Here is a 12399-nt window from a genome sequence, read left to right as displayed (position 1 = left end):
AAAAAAAACCGCACCAGGAATAACAGGTGCGGTTCTTCAGTTGGAACAGCTTATTTCTTGCGGGTGTATTTCAGTGAATCCAGCGCCACAGCAAAGATAATAATGCCGCCTTTAATAATGTACTGCCAGTAAGGGTTGATACCGATATAGGTCAGGCCGTAGTTAATCACAGTAAAGATGATTACCCCGGTCACCACACCTATCACCGTGCCCACACCACCACTGAACGAAACACCACCCACCACACAGGCCGCAATGGCGTCCAGTTCGTACATAAAGCCCAGGTTGTTAGTGGCAGAACCAATACGCCCGGCTTCCAGCATCCCACCGAAGGCGTAAAATACACCAGATAAGGCGTAGATCATCAGCAGGTTCAGGCCAACATTCACCCCGGATACTTTTGCCGCTTCAGGGTTACCGCCGATGGCAAAAATGTTTTTACCAAAGCGGGTTTTGTTCCACAGGATCCAGACAAAAACACTGGCTATCGCTGCGTAGAAGGTAATGTACGACAACCGGAATGTGCCCAGTTGCACAAACCCCTGGGTAAAGGTGGAGAATTGCTGTGCAAAACCGGAAATTGGCGATGCACCAACAAAATCGTAATACAGGGAGTTGATCCCGTAGACGATAATCATGGTACCCAGAGTGGTGATAAACGGCGTTACATTAAGGTAAGCAATGATAATGCCGTTAACCAGGCCGATTACCGCGCCAATCACGCAGACAATCAGGATAACCAGTGGAATAGACATGGTTTCCAGGTGCGGAAACACTTTGTTGACGTTATCCATCGCCTGCAGCATGGTCGCCGCAATCACCGCCGCCAGGCCAACCTGGCGCCCGGCAGACAGGTCTGTCCCCTGGGTAACAATCAACCCGGCCACACCCAGTGCGATGATAATACGCACCGATGATTGAGTCAGAATATTACTCAGGTTAAGCAGGCTTAAAAAGGTCGGGTCCTGGAAAATAATAATAGCCAGTAAGACAAACAGTACGACGTAAATACCGCCGTCCTTCAGGTAGGTAAGTAAGCTTTTCTTATTTAACGCACTCATGAGAAGCCCCTGAGATTAAAGGTGCAAAGACGCAAGACGCAAGATTTCGTTTTGCGTGGCGGTTTTGGTGTCAACAATGCCGGAAACGAGCCCATTGCTCATAACCAGAATCCTGTCAGTTATCCCTAATAACTCCGGCATTTCGGAGGAAATAATAATTATCCCCTTCCCTTTTTTCGCCAGCTCAGCCATCAGTTGGTAAATTTCAAACTTAGCCCCGACATCGATTCCACGCGTCGGTTCATCAAGCATCAGTATTTCAGGTTGGGTCAACAACCAACGGCCAATAATAACCTTTTGCTGGTTACCACCAGACAAAGAACCAATTTGGGTTTTATGACCGGGTGTTTTAACCCGCATGGCATCGATTACCCATTGGGTATCGCTTTTCATACGGGAATTATCCAGCAAGCCGACTTTGTTTTTATAACGCTTAATATTGGAAATCAGCGAGTTAAAACCAATATCCAGATATGCATAAATACCGGTTGAACGGCGTTCTTCGGTTACCAGCGCAAAACCATTATTAATGGCTTCATTCGCGGTATGGTTATTAATGGACTTGCCATGTAACTTAATGGTGCCAGCTGATTTTTCGCGGATCCCAAATAACGTTTCGACAATATCGGTACGTTTGGCGCCCACCAACCCCGCTATACCCAGGATCTCTCCCTGGTGAAGGTCGAAGGAGATATCACGAATAGAAGGCTGGCGTAACGAAGTCAGATTACGGACTTCCATAATCACCTCACCTGGCGTATTTTCACGCTCAGGGAAGCGCTGGCTCAGGGAACGCCCCACCATCATGGCGATAATTTTATCCATATCCAGCCCTTCCAGGGGCTGAGTCGCAATCCACTGGCCGTCACGCAGTACAGTAATTTCATCACACAGCTGGAAAATTTCTTCCATCTTATGAGAAATATAAACAATTCCGCATCCACGCTCTTTTAGTTTACGAATAATGGTAAACAGGTGGTTAACTTCTTTTTCTGTCAATGACGAAGTGGGCTCGTCCATAATGACAATTTTGGCATCATAGGAAAATGCCTTAGCGATTTCGATCATTTGCATTTGCGAAACAGATAACGTACCCACGCGTGCTTTTGGGTCAATATCAATATCCAGCTCTTCGAAAATCGCCTTGGTATCCTGGTACATTTTATCCTGGTCGACAAACATACCTTTGGTGGGATAGCGCCCCAGCCACATGTTGTCCATAACTGAACGTTGCAACACCAGGTTCAACTCCTGGTGAACCATGGAAATCCCATTTTCCAGGGCTTCTTTTGCCGAGTGAAATTCGATTTCTTTTCCCTGAAAAAGAATACTCCCACTATCTTTCTTATAAATACCAAACAGGCATTTTAATAATGTTGATTTCCCTGCACCATTCTCTCCCATCAGGGCATGAATAGAGTGCGGGCGAACTTTCAGGTTCACATTATCCAGCGCTTTAACGCCAGGAAATGATTTATTAATGTTAGACATCTCTAACAAAAACTCACCTGACGGCTGTATATTATTGCTGACCATAGTCATCACCTGGCTACATCCCACGAATAAACACGGCATCACGTTTATTAAACCTGGTTTACCATGAATTATTTTGGGTAAAGTATTTATTGCTCATTATTTTGTACTAACAGCTACAGTATTAATCTGCAGCTGTTATTTCCTGTACTATTCAGGCCACCGTTCAGTAACCTGAATAGCAAGGACAAACAATGCCGGAATTAAATTACTTACCTTCGAATTGAGATAAGTTGTCTTTATCTACGCCGACATAAGGTACACGAACAATTTTATCGACAATTTTCCAGCTGGTGCCTTCAGCCGGTGCTTTGCCGTCTGCCAGGTTACGAGCCAGATCGAAAGTCGCTTTTGCCTGGTTGTTGGCATCGTTCAGTACCGTACCAGCCATTGCACCGGATTTAACCAGCGCCAGGGCTTCAGGCAGTGCATCCACACCGAATACCGGAATAGAGGATTTGTTGTGTGCTTTCAGCGCTTCTACTGCACCCATTGCCATGGCATCGTTGTTTGCGATAACCACTTCAATTTTGTTGGCATTCGGGCCAGACAGCCAGGCATCCATTTTATCTTTTGCCTGAGCGGTATCCCACATCGCGGTGTCCAGTGCCAGTTGCTGTGTTTTCAGGCCTTTGTCGTTCAGGGTTTTCACCACATAAGTGGTACGTGCTTCGGCATCCGGGTGCCCCGGCTCACCTTTAAGCAGAACATACTGCACTACGCCATCTTTGTTCAGATCCCATGACGGGTTAGCGGCCCAGTGTTTCGCAATCAGTTCACCCTGAATGATGCCAGACTCTTTAGAATCCGTGCCTACATAATAGGCTTTATCGTAGCTGTCCAGCGCTTTACGGGAAGGTTCTTTGTTGAAGAAAACAATCGGCACGTTCTGTGAACGAGCTTTCATAATCACAGTGCCTGCGGCAGCCGGGTCAACCAGGTTAATTGCCAGCGCTTTTACACCTTTCGCCAACAAGACATCAATCTGGTCGTTCTGTTTTGACTGGTCATTCTGCGAGTCATTCATCAGCAACTGAACATCAGGCGCACTTGCACCATCTTTTTCAATTGCCTTACGCACCACAGACATAAAGTTATCATCATATTTATAGATGGTGACGCCAATACGGGTTGCTGCGTTTGCAGCTGCGCCAAACAACATGCTTGCCATCACAGCTGAAAGAGTAAGCACCTTCTTATTCATGGTATCTCCGGTTTTGCAGGGTAACGATGAAAATCAGTCAGGCGGGATGTTTGTAATCAAAATGTTACATCACGCCGACTTTTCGGGAAAAAAGTTAACGCATCCATGTGATATAACACTCCGTTACTGCTTGTTATGAGCGTTCAGAGGGTTTTTATGCGATAACCACTCATACGCAGTTACATTATGTTTCACCCTCTAAAACACCGCCATAATAGTAACCGGAATGTTAACTTACTGTGAATTTACTCACAGATTGAAACCGGTTACATCAAACTCTTTATGAAAGAAGTGATCTGGTACACAGTTTACTGGCTGGGCGAAACAGAATGACGACGAACCAGTGTTGGCATAAAACAGTGGGTTTCTGACTGGTCAAGTGTGCCTGCAGCACCCCGTAGCGCGAGTTCAGTTGCTGTGCGGGCCATGGAAGCAATCGGGTAACGCACCGTAGTCAGTTGTGGGTCGGTATAGCGTGCAACGGGAATGTCATCAAAACCAATCACAGATACCTGTTGCGGAATATGAAAACCATTGTCTTTGAGGGCAGTCATTGCTCCGGCAGCCATACTGTCGTTATAAGCAAAAATCGCACTCAGTTGTTGGTTACTGCCAAGGAGCTCCACCATTGCCGCTTCGCCACCTTGTAAATCGGGCGTGCCACGGGCAACCCAACTTTCCCGGGCGGAAATCCCCTGCTCTTCCAGCGCCATGGCCCAGCCCTGGCGGCGTTGAATATCGTCGTCAATGCCGTGGCTGGAACTGAGATAACCAATGCGCTCGTGGCCTTGCGCTATCAGCATTCGGGTCGCCATTAATGCGCCAGATACGTTATCCAGACCAACACAACGGTACTCATAACCGGGTAAAATTCGGTTAATCAGCACCATGCCCGGCACCTGTTCCATAAACAGTGCCATTTCCTGGTCAGATAACGCTTTGGCATGGACTATCAGCGCATTACAACGCTGGCGGATCAGTACCTCAATGGCGTGCCGCTCTTTCTCTGCTTCATGGTAACTGTTACCCACCAGCACATATTTATGATTCGCCTGGGCAACACCATCTACAGCTTTAACCAGCGCGCCAAAAAATGGGTCGGAAACATCCATTACCACCACACCAATGGTGTCACTAACCTGAGTCGCCAGTGCCTGTGCGTTGGCATTGGGCCGATAGCCAAGCTGCGTCACTGCTTTCATGACTGCATCACGGGTATCAGGACTCACCAGCGCACTGTTGTTGAGGACGCGTGAAACTGTGGCAACGGAAACACCCGCGTAACGGGCTACATCGCGAATCGTGACCATGCAAATCATCCAGGCAGAGGTATTTGAAATTGTTGTCGCCGCGTTACCTGCGGCGTGGCGGTTATTTTGTCAGCGAGTGAGTTAACACAGCGTGAGGAAAATCACAGGGATGAAAGCGGTTACAGCAGATATGTTAATGATTGTGATCTGGATCGTTATCTGGTTGTAGATGAAACAGGCGTACCAGTAGCCAGTGACGTCAGCTTACGCCACACCCACTCCAGTGGCCCCTGGCGGAAAAAGTGCAACCAGCAAACAGACAGCACAATATTCACCAGCCACACCGCAGGCACAAATGCCAGTAGTTGTAACCGGCTGAAATGCATAAACAGACCCGCTCTTTCAAACAGTGTGGTGCAAATAACCGTTTGCAACAGGTAGTTTGTCAGTGCCATACGGCCAACACAGGCAATAGCAATGGTGATGCGCCAGGAAGCCATTGTGCGCCAGTAACCAAAAATAAGTGATGCATAACCAATGGACTGCAGTGGGGCACTTAATTCCCGCGGCGACTGTAACAAGAAAGCACACCACCGGTATTGCCAGCCTAAATGCCATTGTGCAAACACAGCAGGCGCGTTAATTAATAACCCCAGCCCCACCAGAATCATACCTGTACGCCGGTAATGGGACTGGCTGAAGCGCCCGCGTAACCAGCCACTGCGCATCAGCGCCGCACCCAGCAGCATCATGCCTGCCAGTTGCCAGCCGTATTGTGCGCCAATAGCTAATAAGTTAGAGGACAACAGGCTCAGGCGGTTATCGACAGCTTCCATTCCGCCTTTTAATTTCCAGTAGGCTTCATATTGCAGTGGTGCTGCTTCTGGTACCCATGAACGGCTGGTGTGATCACCAGAAATCAGCCCCAGCACCAGTAATACACCGAGGCCAATTAAATAAAGCACAATACCAGTATTAAACAGCGCCTTAACACCACTGGCATCGCGAATCATTCTCCAGCACACCAGCCCCACCAGCCCGTATGCCAGAAGAATATCGCCATCCCATAAAAATACCGCATGACAAAACCCCAGCATCACCAGCAAAGTCAGGCGGGACTGAATCCAGCGTTTACCACGCGGCAGCAACATTTGCAGCCCTGCGCCGAACAACAAGGCAAATAGCGTAAGGAATTTAACCTGGGCAAAGAGGTCCAGTATGGCCCATGTCCAGGCATCACTTAATGAAACACTGCCTGACCAGGCGGGATTAAGATAAGCAGCCTTGGGTAAACCAAAGGCCACTATATTGAGAAGCAGGATGCCCAGAATGGCAACGCCGCGAATGAAATCGAGCGTAAGGTTTCTTTCCATTGCATCCTGCCTGGCAGTTAAATTTAGTTATGGTGACGCACTGCGCGTAAAAACTCCTGCCGGGTATTCTGGCTCGATTTGAATAACCCGCCCAACGATGTAGTGGTGGTCGCGCTGGTTGCATCACGAATACCGCGTGCTTTTACACAGTAATGCACCGCATCAATTGATACAGCAACATTATTGGTCCCCAACAAAGTTTGCAGTGCCACTAATATTTGCTGAGTCAGACGTTCCTGAACCTGTGGGCGCTGAGCAAAGAACTGCACAATACGGTTAATTTTAGACAAACCAATCACCGCATCTTTTGGAATATAAGCTACGGTAGCTTTGCCATCAATAGTCACGAAATGGTGTTCACAGGTACTGGTGAGCGTAATATCACGTACTGTTACCATTTCATCCACTTTCATTTTATTTTCAATGACAGTGATTTTAGGGAAATTTGCGTAATCCAGACCAGAAAAGATCTCATCGACATACATTTTGGCAATGCGATGAGGTGTTTCCATCAGGCTGTCATCACTCAAATCCAGATTCATGAGTTGCATGATGCCTGTCATATGTTCGGCAATACGTGCTTTGCGAGTTTCGTTATCCAGTTGCTCGGCAGGTTGGCGTAACGGTGTTTCCAGCCCCCTGGCAACCAGAGCATCGTGGACCTGGGCGGCTTCTTTACTGAGTGATGGCATCAAATTTCTCCTGCAGGTGTCTCGTTCCTTACCCTGCGTGGGGTAAAGTTTATGCTCATTTTGCGGCACTGCGCATGTTTAATCCAGTACCATGACGGATTATTGTTGAAATAGGTACAGCCATGCACCAGAAGAAAACACGATGACGTTATTGGCTGGCGGAGCGAAAGAAAAAAGGATATTGCTCTGACTGTATCCAGATTCAAACTTCACAACCAGCGAAATAAAAAAAGCCAGCGCAAGCGCTGGCTCAGGTAATAATCAACGAGCAGCAACCTGTTAACCTGCCGGTTGCTCTACCGGTTTTTCTTTCGCAGCTGGTGCTGGCAGTGAAGGTAGTGGTGGTAATTCACGCACTTCAATGCGCACATCATAGCGTTTGCCTTTCTCCAGCGCAGGTACATCGCCTGTCAGTTTTTTCAGTGCTTCTGCAGGGTCTGACGTTTGCATTGAAGACTGGTAAACCGGTGGCATCATCATTGGGGGCATAAACTGACCATGCCCACCAGGAACCATCATTTTTTGGCCTTCATGATGAGGATGTTTTACGGTTTCCTGTTGCGCCGCAAAAGCAGTCGCTCCCGCAGCCATCAGGCAAACAGCAACCAAAGCCTGGTACGTTTTTTTCATACCCAAAACTCCTTACAGGCGCATGCTGCGCCAATGCATTAGTGATGCAATGCACTATTCAGAATGATGGAAGTAATCACACCGGTTGCCGCAGCAATCAGGACATAGTTACCGTCAATATAAGCCCAGTGTTGCCCTGATGGCGGGTTAGGTAAACCACGGTCACGCCAGTCATTCACACGATAGTCATCGCCTCTGAAGCGATCCGGTGCCGGATGCCCGCGCCGGAAGTCATGCCCATTCCATGCAAAGTGATCGCCCTGATGCATTTTTTTAGGGTCATAATGATTTTTGCCATGATCCTGTGGCTGGCCTTGCTGCCCGTGCCCTTGCTGTTCCTGCCAGGGTTGTTGGCCCTGGTTATCCGGCCCATGGTCATCAGCCCAGGCTAGTGAAGTCATGGAACATGCAGCTACCAGTACTAATGCAGTCAGTTTTTTCATAAGTCACCTCTTCTCCTTATGGATGACTTAGTTTTACAAGCCAACAGTGGAGAAAATGTGAAAAAGCGGTAATGTCGGAGAATTCCTGGAAGAATGGTTTATTACGTAGAATTTTATGCTGGAATGGCCATCTTAATCTTCGTATTTCCTTTTGGTGTTATTCCTCTTTTTTTAAAAAAACATAAACTTTAAGAAGAATCCAATTTCCGTATGTGTTTTCGAAGAATAAAAAGAGTCGCCCGGTACCACTAAAACCGGGTAACTAGCTAAATAATTTATATATTATCCTAACTATTAAGGCAGGGATTTTGTATGCGTTGGATGTTGAGAGCCGGAGTCGGTATCGGGCAGCCCAATCACCATGATGATGTAAAAAAAGTACAAATTTTACTCAACAGGGCAATTCATGAATCAAAAGGCGAAATACTGAAAGAAGATGGCATTTTTGGTCCCAAAACTCAGGCAAGAATCGCACAATTTCAGCAAAACACTCTCCATATGCACCATGTCGATGCCATTGTAAATAAAAACGGACCAACACAGCGGGCATTACGTCCACACACCAGTGTACCAATTGTTCAGACATCCCCTCAGGTGAATAACAATCCGCATCTAAGCCCGTCCCACGATGCTGCAATAATTCCCAATAGTGCATTATTGGAAATGATAAAACGACATGCATCACAGCGCCCCGTAAACCACAAAGTGGCATGGTTTAACCGTGCATTGCCCGCAGCGCTAAATGTGAAAGCACATTGGGGGGTTCCCATAGCGGTTACCCTGGCACAAGGCGCTTTAGAATCAAATTGGGGACGTCATGCACCAGGCAACATATTTTTTGGCGTTAAGGGTAAATCAACTAAAGGTAAAACCATCAGCGTCACCACACATGAAAACTATGGAGGGAAAAATACGGTAATAAAAGATAAGTTCCGCGCTTATGACACATTGGAAGAGTCTGCGGAAGATTATGGTCAATTTTTGGCCTCAAACCGCCGTTATGCTGGAGCCTTTGCCTTTCGCAATGAACCAGAAAAATTCATTCACGTCGTTGCCGTAGCGGGCTATGCATCAGATCCGTACTATGAGAAAAAGATTTTGGCAATTATTCGTTCTAACGGACTAAGCGACTATGATGCACCAGACATTAAAACCACAGTCTCTTTCCAGAATACGGTGAATCATTAATTCATCATGGTGAAAAAATGAAAAAAAATAAAACGAGCATTCTGTTACAGTCTGTATTTGCCACATTCATAATGCTATCTGGTATCCATGTTGCACTGGCTAATACCACCATGACCAATGAAGAAGGAAGCGTTATTAGTCAAGTCAAACATACTGTTGAAACAGAAAAGCTAATAACTAACCCTGAATGTACAGAATACCTGTTTACAGCAAATGCAGAGCCAGGCGTTGATCTTGTTGATGTTATGGAAAAACATGGCGGTAAATGTGGACTGGATCCTCAGGTACAACACCGTTTGTTTAGTGTTTATGTCGATCAGAAAACCCATCAGATGGCAACTGATGATGGAGACCCGGAAGGTAATCTGAAATTACTACCTCCCGCAGAATAACACTTGTTTGCCGAACGGTTTATTCAGGCAGGTCACCCTGCCTGAACAGACTGAAGGGGTTACATTTCCAGTGAAGTCGTCAACCCGTCGATAACCACCTGAGGTGTGCCACGCGAGCAGCGTTCTATACGCCCTTTCACCCCATAGACTTCCGCCAGGCTCTCAGCCGTAATGACTGCTGCAGGTTCACCGCTGGCAACCAGCTTGCCGTTTTTCAGCATCAGCACATGTTCACCATGGCGCAGAGCGATATTGATATCATGCACTACGACTACCGTTATCATATTGCGCTTGCGGGTTTCACGGGCTACCAAATCCATTACGTGGAACTGGTAATTGAGATCTAGCGCACTGAGCGGTTCATCGAGCAACAATAATTCCGGGCGGCGGATCAATGACTGGGCAAGGCCAACCAGCTGTTTTTGCCCGCCAGAGAGTTGGTCCAGGTAGCTCATCGCCAGGTGTGAAATGCCCAGTTGCTCAAGCAGGCTCATTACTTCCTGCTCATGGGATGCATTGGCATGTCCGCCAGACGCACGCTGTGCAACGATTATTGATTCCAGAACGTGCAGATGAACACCCGCTGGTAAACTTTGTGGTAAATAAACCACTTTCTCTGCCCGTTTCGCAAAAGGCAGTGCCATCAGGTCTTCACCGTCCAGCACCAACTGGCCCTGTGCTTTATTCAGCCCGGCCAGCGAACGCATCAGCGTGGATTTACCACAGCCATTGGGGCCAAGTAACACGGTGATTTTCCCACGGGGTAACGGCCCAACATTCAGATCACTGATAATCTGGCGTTTCGGGTAACCGGCATGAAACTCGCGAATAACTAAGCCACTCATTATACGCTCCCCCGGTGGCGCAAAATAATACTCAGGAAGAAAGGCACCCCTACCAAAGATGTCATGATCCCTACCGGGATGATGACGCCAGGAATGATATTCTTAGAAGCAACAGATGCCATCGACAACACCAGTGCACCAATCAGCACACTACCCGGCAAGTAAAAACGGTGGTCTTCACCAAATGTCAGGCGGGCAATATGGGGAGCGACAAGGCCGATAAAACCAATCGGGCCGACAAACGCCACTGATAACGCAGAAAGAATACTGATACGCAGTAAAGTCGCCAGGCGCAGGCGGCGCACGTCAATACCGAAGCTGACTGCACGGTCTTCACCCAGGCGCAGTGCGGTAAGTTTCCACGAACTCATCATTGAAAGTGGCAAAATAACCGCAAAAGCCAGCGCCAGCACACCCAGTTTATCCCAGGAAGCTCTTGCCAGGCTGCCCATGGTCCAGAAAACCAGCCCCTGCAACGTATCTTCGCTGGCAACAAACTGCAACATAGAAACCAGCGCATTAAAGGTAAACACCAGTGCAATACCAAACAGCACCACACCTGATGTCGCGACTTGTGTCCAGCGGGTGATGGCATCAAGCAACAAGGCTGCGATTAACGCGAAAACAAAGGCATTGGCCGAGATAAACCACTGGTCAGGCACGCCGGGTATACCAATACCCAGGACGATAGCCAGCGCTGCACCAAATGCCGCAGCAGAAGAGACACCGAGAGTAAACGGGCTGGCAAGCGGGTTATTGAGAATGGTCTGCATCTCTGCCCCGGCCAGGCCCAGCGCCATCCCCACCATTACCGCCATAAGTGCATAAGGCAGGCGGATATCCCAGACAATCACCCGGGTTCCCGGGTTAGCACTGGATGGGTCAATCAACGTATGCCACAGCGTACTCAGTGATAAACCTGAAGGGCCAAGGGTAAAATCCAGTAGCAGCGACGCCAGAATGGCAAGAATAATTACGCCAAGTAACCAGTAACGGTGGTACAGCACCTTCTGGTAGCGCCCCATCACGTTGTTGGCAGATGATGATTGCGACGTTGACTGTGACATTGATTCGGAGGTTACACTCATTACATCTAAACCTTTACGGCGTCATGCTCATCATTAAACGCCTGCCAGCTCGCGCCACCAGGCTCTCAGGTTAAACACCCGCACAGGCAACAACTATTCATACTGGCTACACGCCAGCTACAACAATACAGAATGTTGAGACCGATACAGGCACTGTCCAGGGTACGTCCGTAAGTGTTTGTATGCTGCCTTGCTGTAAACAAGGGCTCACAGCGAGACTACCAGGCAAAATAAATACGAGCGCAGGCATATATGCCCGCCAACGATAAGACAAATGATAATTCTTATCAATTCTATAGTTATAAAAACCTCATTTTTTACACGCGCAGACGTTATAAATCAACGCATACACGTAAAAACAACACATATTGTGTAAGTTTTCCCTGACTGGGAACAAAATTGCAGCAGTTGCGCTGCCCCCCAGCCCTGTTCACCAGCAGTGAGACCGGATTAAAGCGGCAACTTAGACTTTACGGAACAGTCACCGCAGTAACAGTAATCTGCCAGCACAGAGCCAGTTGCGCGCCGTGTCAGCCACACTGCTTTTACTCACCCACTGCGCCCGGCGCCCGCACGGGGCAATGGCCCCCTGCCCCCCCCTTTTTTGGCCGGCAAAATCGCCGCTACGCGGACATTCGGCTTACCCCGGCGGCCTGTTCGGGTACCGCTCCGAGTCGGCTTCCTGCCTCCCGTCGCTCTG

The 12399-nt window shown here is 48.1% G+C and carries 12 protein-coding genes; 2 read left to right on the top strand and 10 right to left on the bottom strand.

The features are described 5' to 3' along the window. Positions 1–50: 50 nt before the first annotated feature. The 8 genes from mglC to DES37_RS02755 form a co-directional block, all read right to left on the bottom strand. Complete coding sequence (gene mglC, locus DES37_RS02790; protein ID WP_110024766.1) at positions 51–1061, bottom strand: galactose/methyl galactoside ABC transporter permease MglC; 1011 nt, start codon at positions 1059–1061, stop codon at positions 51–53. 15 nt (positions 1062–1076) lie between these two features. After that, complete coding sequence (mglA, locus tag DES37_RS02785) at positions 1077–2597, bottom strand: galactose/methyl galactoside ABC transporter ATP-binding protein MglA (RefSeq protein ID WP_110024765.1); 1521 nt, start codon at positions 2595–2597, stop codon at positions 1077–1079. Between the two features lie 205 nt (positions 2598–2802). Further along, positions 2803–3798 (bottom strand): galactose/glucose ABC transporter substrate-binding protein MglB, encoded by a 996-nt coding sequence (mglB, locus tag DES37_RS02780; protein WP_036114744.1) that lies wholly within the window; start codon positions 3796–3798, stop codon positions 2803–2805. A gap of 308 nt (positions 3799–4106) precedes the next feature. Beyond that, positions 4107–5108 (bottom strand): HTH-type transcriptional regulator GalS, encoded by a 1002-nt coding sequence (gene galS, locus DES37_RS02775; protein ID WP_036114741.1) that lies wholly within the window; start codon positions 5106–5108, stop codon positions 4107–4109. A 155-nt stretch (positions 5109–5263) separates the two neighbouring features. Further along, positions 5264–6421, bottom strand: coding sequence for a DUF418 domain-containing protein YeiB (yeiB, locus tag DES37_RS02770; protein WP_036114739.1), 1158 nt, complete (start codon positions 6419–6421; stop codon positions 5264–5266). 23 nt (positions 6422–6444) lie between these two features. Beyond that, positions 6445–7113, bottom strand: a complete 669-nt coding sequence (gene folE, locus DES37_RS02765; protein WP_110024764.1) for a GTP cyclohydrolase I FolE — start codon at positions 7111–7113, stop codon at positions 6445–6447. A 279-nt stretch (positions 7114–7392) separates the two neighbouring features. Next, entirely contained in the window at positions 7393–7743 is a 351-nt protein-coding gene (locus tag DES37_RS02760) for a hypothetical protein (RefSeq protein ID WP_110024763.1), read from the bottom strand. A gap of 38 nt (positions 7744–7781) precedes the next feature. Next, positions 7782–8186: an RcnB family protein gene (locus DES37_RS02755; protein WP_110024762.1), complete on the bottom strand. Its 405-nt coding sequence runs from the start codon at positions 8184–8186 to the stop codon at positions 7782–7784. A 312-nt stretch (positions 8187–8498) separates the two neighbouring features. Here DES37_RS02755 and DES37_RS02750 point away from each other — a divergent pair, with 312 nt between their 5' ends. Continuing rightward, positions 8499–9374 (top strand): glucosaminidase domain-containing protein, encoded by an 876-nt coding sequence (locus tag DES37_RS02750; RefSeq protein WP_110024761.1) that lies wholly within the window; start codon positions 8499–8501, stop codon positions 9372–9374. A gap of 17 nt (positions 9375–9391) precedes the next feature. Continuing rightward, positions 9392–9766 (top strand): hypothetical protein, encoded by a 375-nt coding sequence (locus DES37_RS02745; protein WP_110024760.1) that lies wholly within the window; start codon positions 9392–9394, stop codon positions 9764–9766. A 59-nt stretch (positions 9767–9825) separates the two neighbouring features. Here the strand turns inward: DES37_RS02745 and DES37_RS02740 are convergent, their stop codons facing one another. Then, complete coding sequence (locus DES37_RS02740) at positions 9826–10614, bottom strand: ABC transporter ATP-binding protein (protein ID WP_110024759.1); 789 nt, start codon at positions 10612–10614, stop codon at positions 9826–9828. Further along, entirely contained in the window at positions 10611–11678 is a 1068-nt protein-coding gene (locus DES37_RS02735) for a FecCD family ABC transporter permease (protein ID WP_425451684.1), read from the bottom strand. Before DES37_RS02735 ends, DES37_RS02740 begins: the two co-directional genes overlap by 4 nt. Positions 11679–12399 lie beyond the last annotated feature (721 nt).

This window comes from Mangrovibacter plantisponsor (assembly GCF_003182475.1).
Classification (GTDB): Bacteria; Pseudomonadota; Gammaproteobacteria; order Enterobacterales; family Enterobacteriaceae; genus Mangrovibacter; species Mangrovibacter plantisponsor.
Note: the sequence above shows the minus strand (reverse complement) of the source record. Positions and strands in the feature narration are given on the sequence as shown.